Origin of the sequence: Butyrivibrio proteoclasticus B316 (assembly GCF_000145035.1) — a bacterium.
GTDB lineage: Bacteria > Bacillota > Clostridia > Lachnospirales > Lachnospiraceae > Butyrivibrio > Butyrivibrio proteoclasticus.
Genome location: NC_014387.1, coordinates 3,253,192 through 3,274,376, shown reverse-complemented (window position 1 = coordinate 3,274,376; position 21,185 = coordinate 3,253,192). Strand labels below are relative to the sequence as shown.

Here is a 21,185-nt window from a genome sequence, read left to right as displayed (position 1 = left end):
AGACATGACAGGAAAAGAAAAAAGGAAACTGGCAAACCGCTCAGTTGTAACATTGATTGCCTTATTTTTTGCATTTCTGACACTCCTTCCAATATGGTGGATATTCAGATCTTCACTTATGAGTGTTGCGCAGGTCAACGCTTATCCGCCATCCTTTATTCCAACAGAGTGGCTATGGTCCAACTACACCAAGACCCTTCAGACCTTCGAATACTGGACATATTTTAAAAACACCTTTTCAATTATCATTCCGGCTGTGACATTTGGTGTTATTACTGCCATCTTTTGTGGCTACGCCTTTGCCAGACTAAGGTTTAGAGGCAAAAATCTTATATTTAAGATCTGTGTCAGCACAATTCTTCTTCCAGGCATGGTTACGCTGATTCCACTTTATATTGCGTGGACAAAATTCTTTGGACTTGGTGACACATATTGGCCTCTGATCCTGCCGTTTTTAACAGGTGGAGGATTCTTTAACATCTTCCTGATAAGGCAGTTCCTTATGACAATCCCCAGGGATCTTGATGAAGCTGCATCAATAGATGGGGCCAGCCGCATGAGGATATTGTGGACAATTCTTGTTCCTGCGATCAAGCCAGCAGTAGTTGTTGTTGGAATGATGTTATTTATACAGATTTGGAATGATATGCTCCAGCAGATAATCTACATTAACAGTATGAGCAAGTTTACTTTTGCCATTGCACTCACCAATTTCACAGGCTCTTTTGGAACAAACTGGCCCATGGCTATGGCAGCCACTTTTATGACTATTCTGCCTGGTATAGTAATCTATATATTTGGGCAAAAGAGCTTTGTAGAAGGTATAGTACTGACTGGTATGAAAAACTAATATATAGGGGAAAAAATGAAATACTTGAATCGTTTTATGAAATGGTATCTTGGAGAAAACGATGTGGAAAAAGAGCCGCCTAAGGGCGGCTTTTTCCGCATCTTATATCTTGTTGTTAATTTTCCAGGAAAGCTGTTCATGATAAATATAGTATTTATCATAAGCTGCATTCCTCTAATCACAATACCGGCTGCATGGACAGCACTTTGCGCCTTTACCGGCAAAATGTTTCTGAAGGGTTATGACTTTACCCTGGAGGACTATCTTGCAGAATTTAAAGATGGCTTTATTAAAAAGCTTGTCTTGGGCATCATGGAGTCTGCAGTCATTTTCTATGGCTATTATCTCATGAGCTTTGCGGGAAACTTTAAAGCTGTCTCTGACAATACTTCATATGTGATCATCATGGGTGCCGGCTGCGCTATATTTGGCATAGGCATTCTTTTTGCAGCATGGACTTTTGTATTGGCTGCTCATCTGCGTCTTGGATTGTCAGGAATAATTAGAAACGCAGCCATACTCCTTATTCTGGAGTGGAAGAGCAGCCTGAAGCTTATTATATATACAGCAATTTATCTGTTCATAATACTTGCTCTTATGCCGTACTCAATTCTTGTGCCAATGATCATTGGTAATTCTCTTTATGGCTTGATCTCTTGCAGCATAATATGTCCAGTGATAAAGCGGAGAATTACTGATCCTTATGAAGAAGCTGTGAAGACATCCACTTCCACATATTGGAGGAGAATTGATAGGGATGTTTAGAGGAGGAAATGAGAAAGATGTTGCTCGAATTATTCTGTATTGATTAAAATAGATACAAAAAGGATAGAGCCAAAAGATCTATGAAAAACTAGGACAAAAGTGGAGTAACATTTCAATGGAATATATAGATATTTTTACAAGAGATGGTCAATTTACAGGAGTTAGCAGACCAAAGCATGATCCTAAGACCACTGGAGAATACTATAGGCATGTCCTCATTATCATGAAAACAACGGATAGTCCTGCACCAGGCAAGGGAGAAGGTCAGTATATTGTTCAGCAAAGATCCCTGAAAGCCAGGTTTTACCCCGGTAAGTGGGATATGACCGGTGGAGCTGTAATGGCAGGTGAGACACCGGAGGCAGCAGCTATAAGAGAAACAAAAGAGGAACTAGATATAACAATTCCCGCCGATGAGCTCAAATTTGGTTTTGAACACATTGTTGACTGGGATGATGGAACAGGAGCTATCGTAACTGTTTTTATGTGTAGAGTAGATGTGCCAGAGGAAGGCTTTAAATATGATACTCATGAAGTCAATGATGTGAAGATAATGCCATTTGGTGAATTCCTATACCATGTATCTGATCATAATGATGAAGATTTCTGCAATGCACTTAAGAAAATAGAAAAAACGTTATGACGGCAATATTGCGCTCTGTTCATTATCAAAATTGATATTGAGCAGGGCTTTTTTTCACGCATTAAAGGAAAGCGCTTTCCTAGATTTTCGTTGACCGTAAAAAGGACTTTTCTGATTTTATAACCCCCCATGGGGCTTGTGGCTGTTTTTNGGTGTTGTTATCATAATAGAAGTTTTGAAAAAAGAAACCATGGGGGTTAAGAAAAATGAAACAACAAAACTTAGTAAAAAATATGGTAACAACTGCAATGTGTATTGCCTTGTGTGTGGTACTGCCGATGGCATTTCACATGATTCCGAATGCCGGGTCAGTGATCAGCCCTATGCATATTCCGGTACTTATTTGCGGATTGGTATGCGGATGGCAGTATGGTCTTGTTTGCGGACTTGTCGGACCACTTCTTTCATCGATTATTACAGGAATGCCACCAATGGCTATTTTGCCTGCAATGATGGTTGAACTTGCTGTTTATGGCATCTGTACTGGTCTTATGATAAAACTTGTCAACACAGGAAAGATATATGCGGATCTTTATATAAGCCTGATTGTTGCTATGCTTGCAGGTAGGGTTATCGGTGGTTTGTCCCGCGCTCTCATTTTTGCAAGAGGTGAGTATTCAATAAAGGTATGGGCTACAAGCTACTTTGTAACAAGCCTTCCGGGAATTATCATTCAGCTTATATTCATTCCTACAATAGTATTTGCTCTGTATAAAGCAGGATTAGCAACAAATAGTACAGTAAAAAAGGCTGCATAACATATGGATATTGTCAGTAAAGAACAGGTAATTGAATTTTTTGACGGACTGGCCGAAAAATGGGATGACTTTGCAAGCAATGATGAATCTGTTACGCGTGATATCATCGGGAATCTGGGGCAGCTTGAAGGAAAAAAGGTGCTGGATATTGCCTGTGGAACAGGCTTCATGATTCCGTATTATCTGGAAGCAGGCGCAAAAAAAGTGACCGGAGTAGACATTTCAGCTCAAATGCTGGAAAAGGCCAGGCAAAAGTTCAGAAATCATTCCGAAGTTGATTTTATTAACGGAGATGCGGAGCAGTTTGAGTTTGATGAAAAATATGACGTATGCGTTATATATAATGCATTTCCTCATTTTCCGTCGCCGGAAACACTTATGCATAATCTGTCAACGGCTCTGGTAGATAATGGGAGTATCTGCATAGCTCATGGAGCCAGCAGAGAGGTTATAGATGGCTGCCACGCAGGTGGAGCCTGCCACGTGTCACGGGGGCTTCCTTCAGATCAGGAATTTCTCGAGCTGCTTGAGAAAGAATTTGTCATTAAGACATTCATCTCAAATGAAAGAATGATAGAACTGATTGGGATAAAAAAGTGACCTTGAGTAATATATTTATAATGAACGGGATTGCTACGATGTAGTAGTCTCGTTTTTGATATAATTAAAAGACTGATAATTACCAGAAGGATACCATCCATGAGCAAAAAGAAACATCCACCAAGAATAAAACACTACTCAGATCTGAAGCAGCGTGCCAAGGCTCTCTGCACAAATCTGATGTACGCAATATACAAGGATCAGATAAAGGAATGCTTTTCTGATGAAGAAGCCCACAAGCGTGTTGCAGAGGTCCTAACCAACAGAAGTCTTCATTTATTCCCAGAGGAAGCTGCAGAGAGATACGATCACAAGAAGAATCACTTTGCTAAGCGTCTTCAGAGAGATAATGTTCCGGCGAATCTGAACAAGATGGAAGCAATCTACCAGAAGGCAAATGCTACGCTTAAGGCTCTTGAGGCTAACATTTTTGATCTTCAGCACATGCAGGATGATCTTCAGAAACTGTCCGACTACTATGGCAGTAAGCAATGGAGAAAAGATTTTGAGGCGGATGAGCAGGGGCTTTATCCAGAAGATCTAAAACGCGGCGTATTGTCTGAGGATGGTGTTTACAACCTTCTTGAGCACAACAAAGAGATTATGGATGTTCTTAAGCCATATCTTACAGAGGATGAGACTGACAACGAAAGTGGAGATAAATGATGAGAAAAGGCTCCGCTACGAGTTTCTTAAGAAGAGGTTGAAAGAAAAAGATGAGTAAACTAAAGGTTTGCCTCAGGCATATTTCAGAAGTCTTTTTATATGAATACTACTGCTTGGGCGATGATGAATATGAAATATCCGATGAAGATACTTTGACACCACACAAGGAGAAGGCAAAAGGGCTTTTGATTTCCGGTAATTATTCAGGTGCTCAACAAGAGTGGCTTGCTGCATACCTTGAGAATCCGGTGGATATGGAAGTGATACTTGGAATCATTTTGTGTTGCAAACAGCTTGGAGATGCAGAAGGAGAGTATTCATACACTACTGAGTCATTTAACTACTGCTGCACCAGAGCAGAACTTGCAGCATATTACAGAAACCTTGGATGGTACTATCTTGAGAAGTATAAGCCGGAAGTCTCAGCAGCATGTTATCTCTACAGCAAATATTTTGAGGATTCTCAGCAGGCTGATGCAGAACTGGAATTCCTGGAGAAGGCTATTGGTAAGAAGATTGCAGAAAAAGACCTGGACCAGATCCAGAAGATCCTTAAAGATAACGAAATTCCTACAGCAGCCAATTCTGTGACGCTTGCTCTTTTGTATAAGGCTGCAGAAGAGGCGGAGAATGCCGGCGACAAAGATCAGGCACTTGACTGTTACAGGATGGTTTATGACCTTACCGCAGATGAAGACGTTGGCAAAAGAATTAGTGGGTTCAGTTCATGACACTTAAGGAAGCATACAAGACACTTGGCGCATCCGAGCAGGATGACGATCGGGAGATAAAAGCAAAATACAAAAAGCTTCTCATTATGTACCATCCGGATTCTGATCCGACCAGGAAAAGGAATTCTGAGGATGATGAAAAGATAAGACAGGTCATAGAAGCTTATAAAAAGATCAAGGAATCTGAAGGGCAGCCTATCTTCGATACCTACGAGTTTACCTGGGATGCCTTTGAGAACAAGGCAGCGTTCTCTGAGAGAAACATCTATGTCCAGTTCAAGATGTATGATGAGGAACTGCCACTTTCCAAGATGGCCAGAGGAAGATTTGTCTGGGATCCTGATATGGAGGAATTCAGGCTTTTTTCCAAAAGCGTTCTGGAAGCCTGTAAGGATATCATGACAGACTATAGCGCAATACTCACTTCTGATAAGGTAAAAGACATCTTTCATCTCATGATGCAAGAGTATGTTCTTCCTGCAGATGCAGCTAGGAAGATTGGTAAGAAGGTTCGTGAGGATGGCGACGTAGAAGTTTTTACTTTCAATGGATTTGTAAAAGAGAACTATTCAGATCTGAAAGCTTCAGTACCAATTATAGGAGAGCCTTTGAATATTTTTCTTAGAGAAAATAGGGCTGTGGTTGAAGAAATCGTGACAGGCAAGGGCCTTGGATCGGTGTCTTTCGATGAGGATGAGCTATATTATGTGATTCTGCCTCTTTTGGAAGATCCAAAAGTTCAGGCCCATGCGTCGATTACCAAAGTTGAAAAGAGTCGCAGAGCTGGGAAACGCATGAATGTTGAGATAGAGCTGACTATACCAAAGAGTCTGAAAGATACTCTCGTTACTAACGGGAAACTTATAGAGAAATTAATGCGGGCATAAAAAAGTACCTCCATCGGGAGCCTGCCGCAGTGAAGGTATCTTTACCTTTTTGGGAGTTTGTTCATTGTGTATCTTCCTCCTTCCTCTTTTTAAACTACGCGAGGAATGACAAGCTGTAAAAATCAGCTATATACTTGAGCTATAACTAAAAAGGTTTTTGCTCTCTTCTATAGATCAAATAGTACATAAGAAAAAAATAGGAGAAAACAGTGATGGTACCGGCAAAGGTGTATTTCGATTATTTGAGAAATGCGTTTAAATCCCACAGAGTTCGCGGCTATTGCGTTGGCCAGAAAAGGAATGGGAAAACTTGTATTTTTGATGAGAATGGTAAATTAGTAGTCGCTGAGGTAAAAGGAAAAGTCCTTTATAACTTTAAAGTGTATGATTATGAATATATATGGATGGCATGTGAGGACATTATTGCAAGATTGGCTAGAGACGAGGAACACAGGCAAAAGATTTGGATGAGCTGGGCATCGACTACGAATTGGGAAGAGAAAATGGATGAAGAAATAAAAATAAGACGAGTTGTATCTAAGGATGTTCTTGATGCTGTGAAGAATGTACTTAAGGAGATTGACATGTACGGCCTGATAGAGTATGGTGCACCTGATGATGAATTTGATACAGAGGCAGAAATGATTGCTGAGCAGATAAAGGCAGGCACCAGCATTGAGGAAATATCAGGAATAATCGCGGACGTCATTAATAAAATGTTTGGCGTGAATATAGATCGTATTAAGTACTTGAAAGAGGCAAAGAAAATATATGAAGTGATGCATAAATTATGATGCCATTCGTCAGATGAATTGGCTACACATGTGTAGCCAATTATCATGTCCTTACAAAAAACACTTTTTTCTATTATCGAGTCCCCAAGTTGGGGACTGAATACATTCCCTTTGTAGAGAGGGTCAAAATGATCTCCATGGCAAATTTTCGCTTTCTGCAATATATCGCTTAACAAGTCTCTTCTCGCTTAGATTCTCGTATTTGCGATAGAAATCCAGCATATTGCAAAGATCGGAATTATCCCACATTTTTAGTAATGTAGAATGATCGCCCTCGGTAGGCTCATTGCTTCTGATCTGATCATCTGTATATTCCTTTGTAAGGATCTTTATCAGACGGAATTTAGCAAATAAATACGATTCCGCGTATCCTAAAGCGAAACCTTGGCTATAAAAGCTATTGCTTCTCTGTTCGGTTTGTTCATCATATTCAAGCATATTCGGACCTCTCTTTCCAGGCGCGCTGCGCCATGTCAACTATGTCGCTTCTTCTAAGCAGATACGCTCCAAGATTGGTAAAAACAGCATTGTATTTTGCGCTTCTTTTACATCCGTAGATTTGAAGTATGTATTCAGAAAGCTTCAAAAGATTAAGGCAGACAAGAAGAACCCAGGAGTTCTTTTGCAGGATGTCAGAAGATCAAATTTCCATGTGCATCTAGCGTCATTGGTGGGTTATGAGGTTGTCTCAATGAAGGACCTGGATGATTCAGTGATGAGACTAAAGAAATAGTAGAGCGTATGGTTAGATGAGTTCAGAATGGGGTTTAGGATTGTAATGGATTTTAAGAAGTTGATGATCTTCTAAAAATGGATATTCTTGCTGAACTTAGGGCTGCAATCGATGAACTTCTTGAAATCAAGAAGAGAACAACAGAGAAGGAAGAGAATCCACAACTCCCAGTGATCAAAGGTTTCTAGTAAAAATATGCTATTACTGACATGTTTTAGAATGATTATGTCACAGAAAGCAATAATAATGAAAAATGCCAAAAATTATGTTATACTTAACATAAAAGGAGGCCTCTTATATGAATAATGCAGAAATAAAGACCATATTAGAGCAGATAAACAATCTAAAGAGTCCAAGTGTAGAACAAAAAACTGATGACGATTCAAATAAAGCAGTAAAAAACGTATTAGCGGGAGTGTCAGAAGAAATACAAAGAGTAATGGATGTTAATGATTTCACTCAAGAAGATCTATGCAGAATAACTGATATGTCTCAATCTAACATCAGCAAAATATTAAATGGTAAGGTGGTTCCCAAAATTGAGACTTTACAAAAAATAGCAGAGGCAACGCATACAAAACTTGTTATCAGCTTTGAGAATCTTGATGGAGATTACTGATTATGGCATATATAAAATCAATCGAAATAAACCAATTTAGAAGCATTAAGAAACTTTCTGTTTCAGGTTTTTCAAACATTAATCTAATTGTCGGAGATAATAATAGTGGTAAAACCACATTATTGGAAGCTATCCAATTGCTGTTTGCAAAGTCACAGCTTGGATCGATCAAACCTGTGATAGATCAGAGAACAGTACTTAGTCCGGATAAGAGCAGTTTTTATGTTTCATTTATTAAAATGTTCAATGCGGCGGAAAGCAGGGATCAATTAGAATTTGATATCTCTGCAGAAAGCAAAAGAGGTTTTTTGCGCCTTCAAATAAGCGGAAATGAAAAAGTGATTTCTGGGGAGGAAGCGCTTCAGATATCCTCTTTATCATCACGCCAAAAAACTCAGTACAAAAGAGAGGCGGCATTTTTACCAGAAAACGCAAAGATCTTTATAGGTAGTATTGCTAAACAGGTTGGTAAAAAGATAACGGAGGATGGCATAAGATGTACATCTCTTGATTCTTTAGCATCTTTACCTGACATTAGGAAAGAAGTTCATTATATCCCTTCTTTTGGTCATATGCGTTATGATCTACTTCAGAACATCGTGGATAATCTAGATTACAAAAAGCTGGTAATAGATATTTTGAGGCAATTTGACAAGGATATAGCTGATATATGCTATACAAAGGCAGATGATGGATCTTTTTTGGAAACAATAATTACGAAGAATGGGATAACAATGCCGTTCTCTGTATATGGTGATGGTATTAAGAAGATACTATATATTCTCAATAGACTGTATGCCGCTTCTAATTCAATATTACTGATTGATGAGATTGAGACTGGGCTGCATAAAAAATACTTTGATATTCTATTCCCGGTAGTGTTTGAATTGGCCAAAAAGTTTAATGTTCAGCTGTTTATTGCAACTCACAGCATAGAAGCGATAGATGCAATTCTTAGATATGGTAATTATGAGAATTCTAATGAGAAAGAAGATCCAATCAAGGTGATTACTTTGAAGAAGGTTGATTTTAGCGATGGATTTGAAAGTAACATAGTTGCCAGAAATGTTACGGGAAAATATGTGTATGATAACAGGATGGCATTTGATTTTGAGGTGCGCTTATGATTGAAATAGTTCTTGTCGAAGGCGTATCTGATGTTCGGTTGATCAGCTATTATCTGCAAAATATATATGGATGGAAGCATGAGAATAGTAATGCGTTGGGCATTACAGCGAATGATGAGTATGAGCACATTGAGAGCCTGTCCAAGCAAGAAAACCAGTTAGTATTATGCGGGGTTGGTGGTAATGGGAAATTCGCTTCTTTTGTTGAAAAACATCGTGTAAACATGATGCTTGTTGAAAAAGAAATAGCATCATTGATGGTTGTAACAGATAGAGATGAAGATTCCGATGCTAAGGTTGGAAGGAAAATCGGTAAATCTTTAGAATCCATTTCAATAAGGGCGGGGGAATGGATTAGCAATGATATGGTTGATTCTTTTGGACAGCGTAAAATGATAAACACATATCTATTAGTAATACCACCCAATGAAAATGGAGCCTTAGAAAGGGTTATTATCAATGCCCTTAATGATATTCCTGAAGAAAAGGAATTGATTCAGGAAGTGAAGAAATTTATAGAATCATTAAAAAATGGGTTGGTTAAGGAACTGGAACAAACTAACAAGTATGACAAGGCTGCAGTTGGTACTTTTTTTAGTGTAAGAAATCCGCAAAATGCATTACGTTCTTTCGGAGTCTTTTTGCATAAAGTAGATTGGACAAAATCAGAATACTTAAAAGACCTGTTTTTGCCATTTATGTATTTAGGAACTGAAAAGCCAATTAAGGAAAAAGGTGATGAGTATTATTTTGAGGATCATAGGTTTGATGAGCGGTCTGAGCGTGAAGGCGAGGCTCCAAAACTCGATTTTATGAATGAATAACATAGAGAAAAATCTTATTGGGGTGTAGAAGATATGTGGTTTTTATTTGCAATTCTATCAGCGGTGTTTGCAGCACTGACATCAATACTTGCCAAGGTCGGCATTGAGGGAGTTGATTCTAATCTGGCTACAGCGATAAGAACCTGCGTTGTTGGGGTGATGGCCTGGGTTATGGTGTTCATTACGAGTGCTCAGGGCGGTTTAAGTTCAATCGGCAGAAAGAACTGGATCTTTTTGATTCTGTCAGGACTTGCTACCGGTGCATCCTGGCTATGCTACTACAAAGCTCTGCAGATGGGGGAAGCTTCGAAAGTTGTGCCTATCGATAAGCTGAGTGTTGTTATTACGCTGGTGCTGGCATTTGTCTTTTTACATGAGGAGTTCACAGCAAAGTCTTTGATCGGTTGTGTGCTGATCGGAGCAGGGACGCTGATTATGGTAATTTAATGGTGGATGGTAAATGTGCTTGGGGGTGCGTATGAGGGGACAGAAGCAAAGAAAAGCTGAGATTAAGCGTATAGTTCTTGGCAAGACGGATGGAGTGTGTGCTCGCTGTGGAAGACCTATTCCTTTTGAGAAGGCCACTATAGAGCATTTTATACCAAAGTACAGAGGCGGAACAGATGATGAGAGAAATCTTCTTCCGCTGTGCAAGAATTGTAATAAGCAGAAAGGCTCAAGGATAGTGGCTGTTGAAGAATACTATCCGTACCTTAATTGCGTATTCTGCGCGAGTGCTAATGAATATAAAGCAGAATGGGAGAGGATAAGCAATGGTTAAGCAGATAGTTAAAGATCCGTTTTTTCTGCAACAGAAGTCAGAGCCTGCAACAGAGGCTGACAAGCAGGTAATTCAGGATCTCCTTGATACATTAAGAGCCAACCAGGATAGATGTGTTGGTATGGCTGCCAACATGATTGGCGTTAAGAAAAGAATAATCGTAGTGGCTATGGGACCATTCCATTTTGCGATGGTTAATCCTGAAATTACCAAGAAGAGTGGGGAGTATCAGACAGAGGAGAGCTGCCTGTCCCTTGAGGGCGTAAGACCCTGCACCAGATATAAGGAAATCGAGGTGGATTATCTTGATCAGGACTTCAAGCCTCAGCATGGGAAGTACAAGGACTTCACAGCTCAGATAATCCAGCATGAGATCGACCATTTTGAGGGAATCCTCATTTGAGCGTTTACATAGGATAGAGATGTAAATAAAAAAAGACTGTGCCCTCTTTTTTAGAAGGCACAGTCTTTTGACACTCACATCTTTTTAATTATTTAGAAGACGATTAATTTCATCAACCATGTCATTGATTGCACTAGCCTGCTGTGCAACATGTTCAGTATTTGTAGCATTATTTCCAGCCATGGTACTGATAGCCACAAACTGCTCGTTCTCACTTCGGATACTCTCTGCGATATTCTGGTTAATCTCAACAGTTTTTTTGATGATTTCTGACTGGCGTTTATGTGCCTCATTCATCTCTTCAATTGCATTAACCGAATCATTCAGCATTGTAGTCATTTCACTTATGTCGCCAAATACTGTCTTAAACTGTTCATTCTGTTCAGCAAGCTTATTGGCATTTATCTCAACCTGTCCTGTAATCTCTTCTACATTCTTCTGAACTCTTTCAATTATTGCACCAACGTCCTTAAGTGAGCTCTGCGTGTTTTCTGCAAGCTTACCAACTTCAGTTGCTACAACAGCAAATCCCTTTCCAGCATCACCCGCTCTTGCGGCCTCAATTGAAGCATTAAGAGCAAGAAGGCTTGTTGATGACGAAATTCCCTGAATAAGTTCAAGCGTTGTTCCAATTTCTTCTACTGCCTTTAGAAGTCTGTCTGCAATATCTGTTGTAACTGCCATAGAATCAGAAACTTCCGAATTTATTCCCTGAAGATCATTTAATGATTTCTCATTTTCTTTTGACTTCTTAAGAAGGTTGTCAGATGTCTTCTCAACAGTCTCAACATTTTCTTCTACAATGCTTGCGCAATCATTAAGCTCTGACAAGTTTGCCATACTCTCATCTGCTTTATTACCAAGAATATTACTGTTTTTAACAAGCTCATCACTTGTTGCTGATAGCTCTTCTGCTGAAGCGCTCTCACTTGATGAGATATCCAAAAGAGTTGTTCCTGCAGTTACCATCTTGGAAGATATTGAACGAACAGCATCCATAACACCTGTAACACGCCTGTTGTTCTCTTCAAGCTCATCCTTTTTGGCAGTAATCAAAAAGTATGAAACAAAGAATAAGAACATTACAAGGCCGGCTAACGAAAGCACAAGGCCTACAACACACATGATTACATCTGTAATAAAGAGTTCGTCTTTTACTGGCAAAAGAGCTGTGCCTCTGACAAACCATGCAATAAACATAGAAACAATACAAATACTGCCAGTAACGGACAGTAGCTTAATATCCATAAAGAATCCGATAAGTATCAGGAAGAAACATAAAAATCCCCAGAATGTTCTGGTCGGAACCATGTAAATAATGTAGTTCCACTGAAGGATAAGAACAACTGAGCAGAAAATCTTTCCTATTTGTAGTTTTCCATCTTTTAAATATCCATCTTCATCAAATGAAGACTTAAGAATCAGCATTCCTGTAATAAAGAAACACACATCCATGATACCGAAAATTATTACTGCGATCCAAGGGATAACCTGATAAAAGCCAATTGTCTTTTCTACTATGAACATTGCTGTAGCAAACATACAGGCCGATACCAGTGCAGTAATACCCCATTTAAAAACCGCAGACAGGTATACTTCAAAAGCAGACTTTTTATTCATTGATAATTACCTCCTGAGATAAATGGTTTGTGTTAACTAGATTGCCACAACTATTTTACTAAATTACGCAAATTCTCATAAGTAAATATCTCTGAAATTATTATTAAAAAACTCTGCGTTGAAATGAATTATTTATTTCACCTTGTATTACCTGTCTTTCCAGCATTTAATACATTATTAAGCCATCTAGGAATCAGCCTTAAGAAGCTTGAAATGACATTTCCTATACTCTATAAGCCCTTCATCTTGCATGCGTGAGAGTTCTTTTGACATATTGGTGCGCTCAAGGTTCAGATAATCAGCAAGTTGTTGTCTGTTGAAGGGAATATCAAATTCTCTGGAGTCAGACTGCAGTGCAATGGCATTGAGATATGACATGAGGCGTCCGCGGCAGCTCTTGGAAGAAGTATAAAAGCTACGTCCGGAGAGGACAAGGTTCTTCTGTGATGAGATGATAAGTATATTTTTTAGGAGCTTTTCCTTCCAGGGAGAGCTCTTTTTGCTATCTTCAAGAAGATTCTTTATATTGCAAAAGAGAATGCGGCTTTCCTCATTTGCTCTGACATCAACCAGAAGGACTTCACCAAGAAGAGCATAGGCCTCGGCAAAGTACTGGTTCTTTCCCACATGGCTTAATACAGTACGGTTGCCCCAGATGTCATTGCTTTCAACAGTAACACTTCCAGAAAGCACCATGCCTATTTTGGAAGTCTGTTCTCCGGCGTGGAGAATCACATCATCTTTTCGGAATCTCTTTTCCTTTGCATCCAGGAAGTCAAGGCACGAGGATAGCTCTTTTGTTGTCATTCCCTGGAATAGTCTGCTTTTTTCTATATCTTCAAGATTCATAAATAATTTCTCCTGAAATGTGGTTTAAACAACATACATGTTATGAATAGTATATTACACTGATACCATCAGAACAAGGTTAAAGCTAAGAACAGAGAGGTTTAAAGATGGTAAGAAAGATAATAAAGATCGACGAAGAAAAGTGCAATGGATGTGGTATTTGTGCCAGTGCATGCCACGAAGGGGCTATTGATATTGTGAACGGAAAAGCAAAGCTGGTAAGAGAGAACTTCTGCGATGGATTTGGGGACTGTTTACCGGGATGTCCTATGGGAGCGATTTCTTTTGAAGAAAGGGAAGCGCCTGCTTATGATGAGGCTGCAGTAAAGGAAGCGCAGGAAAAGAAAGGGATTGTAAAAGATATGCATCAGTGTGAGAACAAGATGATGAATGAAATGGAACAACATGCCGCCGGGCATGGATGCCCGGGGTCAAGATTTATGATGCTCAAGAGCGGTAACCAGGAAGAAAATGCTCCCAGTCAGGACGTGATTTCAAGAATGAGCACTCATCCATCAAGATTAATGCAATGGCCATGTCAGATAAAACTTTTGCCGACGCAGGCAGATTTTTATAGTGGGGCAAAGCTCCTCATTGCAGCTGACTGCACAGCATACGCCTATGCAAACATGCATGAGGAGTTTATGAAGGGCAAAGTTACAATGATAGGATGCCCAAAGTTGGATGATGGCGACTACACAGAAAAACTGACAGAAATCATATCAAATAATGATATCGTCAGCGTGACCATAGTAAGGATGGAAGTTCCATGCTGCGGAGGACTACAGAGGGCCGCAGAGAATGCTATTAAGAACAGTGGAAAGTTCCTTCCCTGGCAGGTTATAACCATATCTCGTAACGGAGAGGTACTTGATTAAATTTCCCAACAAACATTTTTTGGCGTAATGTTCAGACAAATGAGTTTATACTTAATATAGTGAAAGATAAGGAGGCACACTATGGCAACATTAAACGAAAGAAAAGTAGCAGTAGTAGGTTGTGGATTTGTTGGTTCGGCATCAGCATTTGCCCTAATTATAAATCAGTAAAAGGATTGTAGAAGCGACTAACAAGTGATAATTTTTCTCAACAACACGTAAATTATTTGAAAGCCTTTTTTATCTGCTCCAGAAACTTTTCAGCAATAGGAGTAAAGGTCTGATACTTATTCCAAATGAGATATAGCTCTGATTTCAGTTCCGGTGAAAGAGGCTTAAATACCATGTCAGTTCCTTCGGTATTTATCAGATCTTTAAATGTAAGAAGTATTCCAAGGTTTTCCCTTGCAAATACAGAGCCGTTATAGGAAAGTCTAAAAGAGCCTTCAAGTTTAAGCTCATTAAATCTGTCTTTGGCCCACGCTTTGATTTCATTGTTCCAGCTCTGTTCAGAGACAAATAGAGGTTGTCCTATCAGGTCAGAGACCCGGATGGACTTTTTCCTGGCGAGGGGATGAGATGAAGGCATGATTGCTCCCCACACATCAGCTTCCGGGAATTTTACATATTCATATTTATTGCTGTCTGGTGTTTCACATAGTACAGCAAAGTCTAAAATACCCTTATCAAGCTTTTCAGTAACCTGCTCAGTATCTCCGCTGGTTATATGATAAGTGAAGTTGGGGTATTTTTCTTTTAACTTATAGATCTCTCTGGCAAGATATCTTATCTGATAGCTCTCAGCCAGTCCAAAATAAATATACCCACCTGTTATATCATCCAGGGAATTAAATTCCTGTTCTATCTTATCTGACATAGCCACAAGATCCTGAGCACGATCACGTAGAAGCATCCCTTCGTCCGTAAGCGAAATGCTGAAACTGTGCCTTACAAACAGTTTCTTCCCAAGTTCTTCCTCTAATGATTTTAATGTCTTTGAAAGAGTAGGCTGTGATACATGAAGCTGCTCAGCAGCCTTTGACATATTTTCTTCCCTTGCAACTGCAAGAAAATATCTGAGATTTTTTATTTCCATGAAAACCTCCATAAAGCTGACATTTTAAATGTTATTCCAAAAACGAATATCATGATATTTATTTTATTCATTAGCGAAAACCTGGTCAAGGATTTACTATGAAGTCAGAAGGAGCAAAAAGATGGATACAGAAAAGATTCTTGAAAGCCTTTCAGACATGGGCTGCAATGAGAAAGAAATAAGCTTTATGAAAAAGATGTATGAAGAAGGGGATACAGATACACTTCTTCGAGATCTCAGGAAATGCCGATGTCACCTCATGGATGAACTTCATGACAGCCAGAAAAAAGTAGACAACATGGATTTTTTGATACGACAGATTCAAAAAGAGAAATGATTAAAACGGAGGAATGTAAAATGATCAGAAAAGAAGAACTAAACCTTGTAACAGAGTGGGATAAGACCTTTAAGAAAAGAGATAAGGTTGACCACAGTAAAGTAACATTTGTAAACAGATATGGAATCACCCTGGCAGCAGATATGTATGTTCCTAAAGATGCAGAGGGTAAGCTCCCAGCCATTGCAGTATGTGGACCTTTTGGCGCAGTTAAGGAGCAGTGTTCTGGTCTTTATGCACAGACAATGGCAGAGAGAGGATTTTTAACAATAGCATTTGATCCCTCATTTACAGGAGAGTCCGGTGGAAATGTGAGATACATGGCATCTCCTGATATCAATACAGAAGACTTCATGGCGGCAGTAGATTTCCTTTCTTTAAATGAGAAGGTTGATCCTGACAGAATCGGAATCATTGGTATTTGTGGATGGGGCGGAATGTCAATTAACACAGCAGCTCTTGATACAAGGATCAAGGCTACCGCTGCAATGACAATGTATGACATGACAAGAGTAAATGCCAAGGGATATTTTGATTCAGAGGACAGTGAAGAAGCAAGATATCAGCATAAGGCAGCTATGTGCGCGCAGAGACTGGAGGACCTTAAGGCTGATGAATATAAGCTTGGCGGCGGAGTAGTAGATCCACTTCCGGAGGATGCACCTTTCTTTGTAAAAGATTACTATGACTACTACAAGACCGACAGAGGTTACCACAAGAGAAGTCTTAATTCCAACGGCGGCTGGAACGTGATCGGTTGTGAGTCTTTCGTTAATCAACCAATCCTTAAGTACAGCAATGAAATCAGAAGTGCAGTTTTACTTGTCCATGGAGAAAAGGCACACTCATGTTATTTCTCAAAAGATGCTTATGCAGATATGATCAGAGACAGCAAGTATGCAGATAACAAGGAACTTATGATAATTCCTGATGCTGTACATACAGATTTATATGATGGCGGTGATAAGGATTATATTCCTTTTAACAAGTTGGAGAGCTTCTTTAAGGAGAATCTGAAGTAAAGAGAAAACTGATCGGCAAGCGGGTGTTTACAGTTATTGGATTTCCGGTTTTGGCAGTGCTCATTTCAGGGAAAGCTTAAGCAACAATTCTTAACATAAATGCTTCTTAAATGTTAATACTGATTGGTGGACACCTGCTGATTTGCACAATAGAATTATGTTAAAATAAATTGCAAAGGTGGGATTGGTATGAGAAAACACTATTTGGACAACATTCGCTGGATAACTGTCGTCATCGTTGTAATCTATCATGTGTTATATATGTATAACGCTGAGGGCATTCTTGGCGGTCTGGGAAAAATTACACATCTGCCGGTTCAGTATTACGACATTTATCAGTATCTGGTCTATCCATGGTTTATGCCGGTTCTTTTCGTGGTTTCCGGAATAAGTGCCAGATTATCTTTGGATTCACATTCGGATAAGGAGTTCATAAAGTCCAGAACTTTGAAACTTCTTGTTCCATCAACAATAGGTCTTTTTGTATTTCAATTCATTCAAGGGTATGTGAGCATGTCATTTGGAGGCGGTTTTGACGGGCTTGCCTCTGCGGGAGTTCCGAAGCCTGTTATCTATCTGATTATGGTTGCCTCCGGAAGCGGAGTGCTCTGGTTTATGCATCTTCTGTGGATTTACAGCGTGCTTCTAGTAGCTATAAGAAAGATTGAAAAAGGGAAACTGCTGGCAGCCGGGGCCAGGACTCCACTGTGGCTGATTGCAATGTTTGTTTTTCCAATCTGGGGCGCAGCGCAGATTCTTAATATGCCTATTATTTCAGTTTACAGAATTGCATTTTATTTCGTGTTCTTCATGCTTGGCTATTTCGTGTTCTCAAATGATGAGGTAATCGAGAGAATAAAGAAGATAGCAGTGCCTTTGATAGTGGTGGCTGTAGTGATATGTGTGGCTTTTGCTGCCATGTATTTTGGCGATAACTATGCAGATAAGCCAATTAACAGAGGCTTTTTATATGCGCTTGATGCATACGTTGGATCACTGGCAATGCTGGCCGGGATGGCACGCTTTGGGGATGTTTCAGGTTCTTTATCCAAATGGATGTCAGCTCATAGCTTCGGATTATATGTATTCCATTACCTTGGAATCTCTTCAGTGGCTCTGATCTTTGCTAAGCCGGGGCTCTTACCTGCTCCTGTATGCTACATTTTAAGCCTTGTGGCAGGATTTGCTTTCGGATATGGCCTATATGCCATCATTTCACGGATTCCGTTTTTCAGGTGGGCAGTGCTTGGAATTAAAAAGGAGAAATAAGCTATGTTCAAGGATAATCTGGTTCAGATGCGAAAAGTATTACGGATGACTCAGGAGGATGTTGCAGAAAAGCTTGGTGTCACGAGGCAATCTGTTGCCAAATGGGAATCCGGAGAGAGCATTCCCGATCTTGATAAATGCAAGCAGCTTGCTGATATTTTCGGAGTGTCTTTGGATGATCTGGCCAATTATGAGCCTGAAGAAAATATGGGTTTTGCTGTTCCTCCTAAGGGCAAGCACCTCTTTGGTCTTGTGACAGTGGGAGATAAGGGACAGATAGTGATTCCCGCCAAGGCCAGAAAGCTGTTTGATATATCTCCCGGAGACCAGATGGTTGTTCTGGGAGATGAAGGACAGGGAATTGCCATAGTCAAAGCCGAAAACTTCCTGTCACTAGCCGGTATGATTGCTAAACTCAAATGAGTCAATGTTAAACATTTTGTGTTAGGAGTGCTTTGCTATGAACAAGAATGAGAGCAAGTATTTTAAGTCTGCGGAAAAAATGCATACAGCGTTATTAACACTTCTTGACAGTAAAGATTTTGAACTCATTTCTGTTAAGGAGATATGTGAAAACGCTGGCGTTAACAGATCCACCTTTTATCTTCACTATGATAATGTAAATGATCTTCTGCAGGAAACGGTGGAAGCTGTATATAAAGATTTCTTTGGGCGCTTTGGTGCTGAGGGGCCTGGAGCACTTGATATTGATGAAAAAAATGAGGATGAGTTGTTCCTTGTAACACCCAAGTATCTGATGCCATATCTGGATTTTGTGGAAGAGAACCGCAAGCTCTTTTATCTGATGTATGAAAAGAACGAGATGATGGGCGCAGAAAAGACCTATGAAACCTGGTTTAAAACAATATTCGGCCCCATTCTTACAAGGTTTGGAGTTCCCCAAAAAGAACAGCCACTTATCATGGTCTTTTATCTTAAGGGCATTATCGGAGTTGTCACTGAGTGGGTTAGAGGCGGATGCTCCGAGTCAAAAGATGAGATCATAAGCGTCATACAGAAGTGTATCATCAAGCCATAACGCAGTATACAGATAATTGCTAAGCTGTAGTGGCATATCAAAATGAACTATCAAAATACCTTATATTCGTGCTTAACATCAAATTTTTTTTCTATGGCATTCATCATGATATTCATGGTCAGATTGGCCTTCTTCTCAATATCATAATGGATGGTCTTAAGATCCTTGAAATAAATATGAGGATTATCTTCACCGGAAACTACAACCAGGTCCTTGCATTTGGCATTCTGACGGATTATCATTCCCAGCTGCATACCATAAACAAGGACCTTTTTGCCCTTTAGCATAGAATAGTCACTGCCTTCTAAATCTGAGAAAAAGAAAACATTTTCTCTTGGAAGATCTGCCAGCAGGTAATCGCAATATCTTTTATTGTTGTACTTATCAATAACAAGGCAGTAATCCTCACCCAGAATCTCTTTGGCCTGTGAAGCGATACTTTCCATATCAGTATGTATCTGATAAAAAAGAAAATCATTGATCATCATGTCAAGGCATAGGATAGGAATAAAGTACTGTCCGGACATCTGCTTGAACACAGATTCTTCCAGGTCTATAGCTATTATTCCATCCAGACCATCTATGGGCTTCTGATATTCCGCTGTAAATTCAAGAGGAATGAGCTGGCAGTTGAATCCAATCCTGAAAAACCTGCCGGCCAAAAGATTTATAAGAGAGAGAATCTCTGCGTTTCTGGAGGGAGTATCCGCCATAAGCGTATACATGACGCCGATAGTATAGGCACCCTTTCTTGCATCTATATTCTTGTACTTCTCAGGAATACTGTAGTTGAGCAGATTTGCAACCTGCAATACTTTCTTTCTGGTTACATCACTTATCTTGGTATCCTTTTTGTCATTAAGTACATATGAAACTGTAGCTACCGATACACCGGCCTTAGCAGCAATATCCCGGACAGTAGCTTTCTTTTCGTTGGCCATGATTATACGTCCTCTATAATTAAATTCTAGGTTAACAAGTTAAGCTAATGATAGCAGAGCTATCAGATATTGACAAGAGAAATCTAAAGTGATATTACTAATTTAACAGTTAAGTTAACAAACTTAACATAATGATGCAACTGACAAAAACAAAGCTAAATGCTTATGCAAACGGAGGACAAAGCATGAAAAAGAATGGATTTGCAGCAAGAGTTTTAACCGGTACGATGGCAACATTATTTGTATTTTGCGGACTTGCAGGATGCGGAGAGAAAGAGGTGCAGGAGGCACCCAAGGAAGAAATTACTGTTACTTTTATGAATCAGGATACGACTCTTGGTACAGTTAATGCTGTAGCAGGTGAACTTTTGGATAAAGCTTCTTATGAAGCATTTGAACAGACAGAAGATGCTGAGTTTAATGGCTGGTTTGAAACTCCATCTTATCTTGAAACCAGCAAAAAAGACCTTTCTGTAGATACCTTTGAGAAAGATACAACTCTTTACGGAGATTTTAGAGCTAATAGTGTTGCAGAAGATACAAGACACTGGTATATCGCAGGTTCATCCAAGAAAGGAACACTTGCGCTTAACAACTGGGCAGGAAGCCTGAGCGATGAAGAAAAAGCTACATTTGAACTGGTTCCAACCGGAAATGCAACTAATGAATTTGCTCTGACTATAGATCTTTTTGAGGGTGATGAATTTCAGATCATAGCAGACTGGTCATGGGATACACAGAAGGGCTTTGGTAAATTTACACAAATAGATGAGTCTCAGATGGAAAACGCCGGAGGCCTTGCCGGAACAGATGACAAAGCAAATGTTAAGGTTCTGACTGATGGTAACTATACAATTACTCTTACAACAAATCCTGATAATCAGGCGCAGGATACTCTTTCAATAGTAAGAAATTCTGATCCATTGACTGATGGAACAGAAAATCAGTAAAAG

27 protein-coding genes are annotated in these 21,185 nt (G+C 39.6%); 22 read left to right on the top strand and 5 right to left on the bottom strand.

All coding sequences use genetic code 11. The annotated features are described in order from the left end of the window. Nucleotides 1-4: 4 nt before the first annotated feature. From BPR_RS13765 to BPR_RS13725, 9 genes are all read left to right on the top strand, one after another. The gene (locus tag BPR_RS13765) at nucleotides 5-850 is read left to right on the top strand and encodes a carbohydrate ABC transporter permease (RefSeq protein ID WP_013282097.1); all 846 of its coding nucleotides are present in this window, start codon (nucleotides 5-7) and stop codon (nucleotides 848-850) included. 15 nt (nucleotides 851-865) lie between these two features. After that, nucleotides 866-1,615 (top strand): DUF624 domain-containing protein, encoded by a 750-nt coding sequence (locus BPR_RS13760; protein WP_013282096.1) that lies wholly within the window; start codon nucleotides 866-868, stop codon nucleotides 1,613-1,615. A 115-nt stretch (nucleotides 1,616-1,730) separates the two neighbouring features. Beyond that, nucleotides 1,731-2,258, top strand: coding sequence for an NUDIX domain-containing protein (locus BPR_RS13755; RefSeq protein ID WP_013282095.1), 528 nt, complete (start codon nucleotides 1,731-1,733; stop codon nucleotides 2,256-2,258). Between the two features lie 206 nt (nucleotides 2,259-2,464). Next, on the top strand, nucleotides 2,465-3,016 hold the full coding sequence (locus BPR_RS13750; protein WP_013282094.1) for an ECF transporter S component: 552 nt from the start codon (nucleotides 2,465-2,467) through the stop codon (nucleotides 3,014-3,016). Nucleotides 3,017-3,019: 3 nt separating this feature from the next. Then, the gene (locus tag BPR_RS13745; protein WP_013282093.1) at nucleotides 3,020-3,616 is read left to right on the top strand and encodes a class I SAM-dependent methyltransferase; all 597 of its coding nucleotides are present in this window, start codon (nucleotides 3,020-3,022) and stop codon (nucleotides 3,614-3,616) included. 99 nt (nucleotides 3,617-3,715) lie between these two features. After that, on the top strand, nucleotides 3,716-4,282 hold the full coding sequence (locus BPR_RS21375) for a DUF4298 domain-containing protein (protein ID WP_013282092.1): 567 nt from the start codon (nucleotides 3,716-3,718) through the stop codon (nucleotides 4,280-4,282). Between the two features lie 50 nt (nucleotides 4,283-4,332). Further along, nucleotides 4,333-5,013, top strand: a complete 681-nt coding sequence (locus BPR_RS13735; protein WP_013282091.1) for a hypothetical protein — start codon at nucleotides 4,333-4,335, stop codon at nucleotides 5,011-5,013. Next, nucleotides 5,010-5,900, top strand: a complete 891-nt coding sequence (locus BPR_RS13730; protein ID WP_013282090.1) for a J domain-containing protein — start codon at nucleotides 5,010-5,012, stop codon at nucleotides 5,898-5,900. Before BPR_RS13735 ends, BPR_RS13730 begins: the two co-directional genes overlap by 4 nt. Nucleotides 5,901-6,112: 212 nt before the next feature. After that, on the top strand, nucleotides 6,113-6,694 hold the full coding sequence (locus BPR_RS13725; RefSeq protein WP_013282089.1) for a hypothetical protein: 582 nt from the start codon (nucleotides 6,113-6,115) through the stop codon (nucleotides 6,692-6,694). Between the two features lie 123 nt (nucleotides 6,695-6,817). Here BPR_RS13725 and BPR_RS13720 read toward each other — a convergent pair whose 3' ends face one another. Next, nucleotides 6,818-7,132 (bottom strand): hypothetical protein, encoded by a 315-nt coding sequence (locus BPR_RS13720; protein ID WP_042257132.1) that lies wholly within the window; start codon nucleotides 7,130-7,132, stop codon nucleotides 6,818-6,820. Between the two features lie 593 nt (nucleotides 7,133-7,725). Here BPR_RS13720 and BPR_RS21365 point away from each other — a divergent pair. Genes BPR_RS21365 through BPR_RS13690 form a run of 6 tightly spaced genes read left to right on the top strand, consistent with a single transcriptional unit; the run spans nucleotide 7,726 to nucleotide 11,181 of the window. Further along, nucleotides 7,726-8,046, top strand: a complete 321-nt coding sequence (locus BPR_RS21365) for a helix-turn-helix domain-containing protein (RefSeq protein WP_013282087.1) — start codon at nucleotides 7,726-7,728, stop codon at nucleotides 8,044-8,046. Between the two features lie 2 nt (nucleotides 8,047-8,048). Next, complete coding sequence (locus BPR_RS13710; RefSeq protein WP_013282086.1) at nucleotides 8,049-9,173, top strand: AAA family ATPase; 1,125 nt, start codon at nucleotides 8,049-8,051, stop codon at nucleotides 9,171-9,173. Beyond that, nucleotides 9,170-9,997: a DUF3226 domain-containing protein gene (locus tag BPR_RS13705; RefSeq protein WP_013282085.1), complete on the top strand. Its 828-nt coding sequence runs from the start codon at nucleotides 9,170-9,172 to the stop codon at nucleotides 9,995-9,997. The genes BPR_RS13710 and BPR_RS13705 overlap by 4 nt, the downstream gene beginning before the upstream one ends. Nucleotides 9,998-10,030: 33 nt before the next feature. Next, on the top strand, nucleotides 10,031-10,444 hold the full coding sequence (locus BPR_RS13700; protein WP_013282084.1) for an EamA family transporter: 414 nt from the start codon (nucleotides 10,031-10,033) through the stop codon (nucleotides 10,442-10,444). 31 nt (nucleotides 10,445-10,475) lie between these two features. Continuing rightward, nucleotides 10,476-10,778, top strand: coding sequence for an HNH endonuclease (locus tag BPR_RS13695; protein WP_013282083.1), 303 nt, complete (start codon nucleotides 10,476-10,478; stop codon nucleotides 10,776-10,778). Continuing rightward, complete coding sequence (locus BPR_RS13690) at nucleotides 10,771-11,181, top strand: peptide deformylase (protein WP_013282082.1); 411 nt, start codon at nucleotides 10,771-10,773, stop codon at nucleotides 11,179-11,181. The genes BPR_RS13695 and BPR_RS13690 overlap by 8 nt, the downstream gene beginning before the upstream one ends. 84 nt (nucleotides 11,182-11,265) lie before the next feature. Here the strand turns inward: BPR_RS13690 and BPR_RS13685 are convergent, their stop codons facing one another. Both BPR_RS13685 and BPR_RS13680 read right to left on the bottom strand, forming a co-directional pair. Beyond that, entirely contained in the window at nucleotides 11,266-12,801 is a 1,536-nt protein-coding gene (locus BPR_RS13685) for a methyl-accepting chemotaxis protein (RefSeq protein ID WP_013282081.1), read from the bottom strand. A gap of 186 nt (nucleotides 12,802-12,987) precedes the next feature. Then, complete coding sequence (locus BPR_RS13680) at nucleotides 12,988-13,650, bottom strand: Crp/Fnr family transcriptional regulator (RefSeq protein ID WP_013282080.1); 663 nt, start codon at nucleotides 13,648-13,650, stop codon at nucleotides 12,988-12,990. A 107-nt stretch (nucleotides 13,651-13,757) separates the two neighbouring features. On the opposite strand from BPR_RS13680, the gene BPR_RS13675 reads away from it, so the two are divergent. Further along, nucleotides 13,758-14,528, top strand: coding sequence for an ATP-binding protein (locus BPR_RS13675; RefSeq protein ID WP_013282079.1), 771 nt, complete (start codon nucleotides 13,758-13,760; stop codon nucleotides 14,526-14,528). A 223-nt stretch (nucleotides 14,529-14,751) separates the two neighbouring features. On the opposite strand, the gene BPR_RS13670 is transcribed toward BPR_RS13675, so the two are convergent. Further along, nucleotides 14,752-15,624: a LysR family transcriptional regulator gene (locus tag BPR_RS13670; protein ID WP_013282078.1), complete on the bottom strand. Its 873-nt coding sequence runs from the start codon at nucleotides 15,622-15,624 to the stop codon at nucleotides 14,752-14,754. Between the two features lie 121 nt (nucleotides 15,625-15,745). Between BPR_RS13670 and BPR_RS13665 the strand changes: the two genes are divergently transcribed. From BPR_RS13665 to BPR_RS13645, 5 genes are all read left to right on the top strand, one after another. Beyond that, complete coding sequence (locus BPR_RS13665) at nucleotides 15,746-15,961, top strand: hypothetical protein (protein ID WP_013282077.1); 216 nt, start codon at nucleotides 15,746-15,748, stop codon at nucleotides 15,959-15,961. Between the two features lie 20 nt (nucleotides 15,962-15,981). Continuing rightward, nucleotides 15,982-16,983 (top strand): alpha/beta hydrolase, encoded by a 1,002-nt coding sequence (locus tag BPR_RS13660; RefSeq protein ID WP_042257130.1) that lies wholly within the window; start codon nucleotides 15,982-15,984, stop codon nucleotides 16,981-16,983. A 189-nt stretch (nucleotides 16,984-17,172) separates the two neighbouring features. Then, a complete protein-coding gene (locus tag BPR_RS13655) occupies nucleotides 17,173-18,252 on the top strand; it encodes an acyltransferase family protein (protein WP_013282075.1) in 1,080 nt (359 codons plus the stop codon). Between the two features lie 3 nt (nucleotides 18,253-18,255). Continuing rightward, nucleotides 18,256-18,675 (top strand): helix-turn-helix domain-containing protein, encoded by a 420-nt coding sequence (locus tag BPR_RS13650; protein ID WP_013282074.1) that lies wholly within the window; start codon nucleotides 18,256-18,258, stop codon nucleotides 18,673-18,675. Between the two features lie 37 nt (nucleotides 18,676-18,712). After that, nucleotides 18,713-19,291, top strand: coding sequence for a TetR/AcrR family transcriptional regulator (locus tag BPR_RS13645; protein WP_013282073.1), 579 nt, complete (start codon nucleotides 18,713-18,715; stop codon nucleotides 19,289-19,291). Between the two features lie 50 nt (nucleotides 19,292-19,341). On the opposite strand, the gene BPR_RS13640 is transcribed toward BPR_RS13645, so the two are convergent. Beyond that, a complete protein-coding gene (locus BPR_RS13640; protein ID WP_013282072.1) occupies nucleotides 19,342-20,232 on the bottom strand; it encodes a LacI family DNA-binding transcriptional regulator in 891 nt (296 codons plus the stop codon). A 185-nt stretch (nucleotides 20,233-20,417) separates the two neighbouring features. Between BPR_RS13640 and BPR_RS13635 the strand changes: the two genes are divergently transcribed. Continuing rightward, nucleotides 20,418-21,182 carry a hypothetical protein gene (locus tag BPR_RS13635; protein ID WP_013282071.1) on the top strand — a complete coding sequence of 255 codons (765 nt, stop codon included), beginning with the start codon at nucleotides 20,418-20,420 and terminating at the stop codon, nucleotides 21,180-21,182. The last annotated feature ends 3 nt before the right edge of the window (nucleotides 21,183-21,185 follow it).

Coding starts and splice junctions, on each gene's coding strand:
- BPR_RS13670 (WP_013282078.1), bottom strand. CDS start 15,624: ATGGAAATAAAAAATCTCAGATATTTTCTTGCAGTTGCAAGGGAAGAA.
- BPR_RS13635 (WP_013282071.1), top strand. CDS start 20,418: ATGAAAAAGAATGGATTTGCAGCAAGAGTTTTAACCGGTACGATGGCA.
- BPR_RS13660 (WP_042257130.1), top strand. CDS start 15,982: ATGATCAGAAAAGAAGAACTAAACCTTGTAACAGAGTGGGATAAGACC.
- BPR_RS13720 (WP_042257132.1), bottom strand. CDS start 7,132: ATGCTTGAATATGATGAACAAACCGAACAGAGAAGCAATAGCTTTTAT.
- BPR_RS13730 (WP_013282090.1), top strand. CDS start 5,010: ATGACACTTAAGGAAGCATACAAGACACTTGGCGCATCCGAGCAGGAT.
- BPR_RS13750 (WP_013282094.1), top strand. CDS start 2,465: ATGAAACAACAAAACTTAGTAAAAAATATGGTAACAACTGCAATGTGT.
- BPR_RS13665 (WP_013282077.1), top strand. CDS start 15,746: ATGGATACAGAAAAGATTCTTGAAAGCCTTTCAGACATGGGCTGCAAT.
- BPR_RS13690 (WP_013282082.1), top strand. CDS start 10,771: ATGGTTAAGCAGATAGTTAAAGATCCGTTTTTTCTGCAACAGAAGTCA.
- BPR_RS13710 (WP_013282086.1), top strand. CDS start 8,049: ATGGCATATATAAAATCAATCGAAATAAACCAATTTAGAAGCATTAAG.
- BPR_RS13705 (WP_013282085.1), top strand. CDS start 9,170: ATGATTGAAATAGTTCTTGTCGAAGGCGTATCTGATGTTCGGTTGATC.
- BPR_RS13755 (WP_013282095.1), top strand. CDS start 1,731: ATGGAATATATAGATATTTTTACAAGAGATGGTCAATTTACAGGAGTT.
- BPR_RS13735 (WP_013282091.1), top strand. CDS start 4,333: ATGAGTAAACTAAAGGTTTGCCTCAGGCATATTTCAGAAGTCTTTTTA.
- BPR_RS13745 (WP_013282093.1), top strand. CDS start 3,020: ATGGATATTGTCAGTAAAGAACAGGTAATTGAATTTTTTGACGGACTG.
- BPR_RS13640 (WP_013282072.1), bottom strand. CDS start 20,232: ATGGCCAACGAAAAGAAAGCTACTGTCCGGGATATTGCTGCTAAGGCC.
- BPR_RS13645 (WP_013282073.1), top strand. CDS start 18,713: ATGAACAAGAATGAGAGCAAGTATTTTAAGTCTGCGGAAAAAATGCAT.
- BPR_RS13685 (WP_013282081.1), bottom strand. CDS start 12,801: ATGAATAAAAAGTCTGCTTTTGAAGTATACCTGTCTGCGGTTTTTAAA.
- BPR_RS13760 (WP_013282096.1), top strand. CDS start 866: ATGAAATACTTGAATCGTTTTATGAAATGGTATCTTGGAGAAAACGAT.
- BPR_RS21375 (WP_013282092.1), top strand. CDS start 3,716: ATGAGCAAAAAGAAACATCCACCAAGAATAAAACACTACTCAGATCTG.
- BPR_RS13650 (WP_013282074.1), top strand. CDS start 18,256: ATGTTCAAGGATAATCTGGTTCAGATGCGAAAAGTATTACGGATGACT.
- BPR_RS21365 (WP_013282087.1), top strand. CDS start 7,726: ATGAATAATGCAGAAATAAAGACCATATTAGAGCAGATAAACAATCTA.
- BPR_RS13725 (WP_013282089.1), top strand. CDS start 6,113: ATGGTACCGGCAAAGGTGTATTTCGATTATTTGAGAAATGCGTTTAAA.
- BPR_RS13655 (WP_013282075.1), top strand. CDS start 17,173: ATGAGAAAACACTATTTGGACAACATTCGCTGGATAACTGTCGTCATC.
- BPR_RS13675 (WP_013282079.1), top strand. CDS start 13,758: ATGGTAAGAAAGATAATAAAGATCGACGAAGAAAAGTGCAATGGATGT.
- BPR_RS13680 (WP_013282080.1), bottom strand. CDS start 13,650: ATGAATCTTGAAGATATAGAAAAAAGCAGACTATTCCAGGGAATGACA.
- BPR_RS13765 (WP_013282097.1), top strand. CDS start 5: ATGACAGGAAAAGAAAAAAGGAAACTGGCAAACCGCTCAGTTGTAACA.
- BPR_RS13700 (WP_013282084.1), top strand. CDS start 10,031: ATGTGGTTTTTATTTGCAATTCTATCAGCGGTGTTTGCAGCACTGACA.
- BPR_RS13695 (WP_013282083.1), top strand. CDS start 10,476: ATGAGGGGACAGAAGCAAAGAAAAGCTGAGATTAAGCGTATAGTTCTT.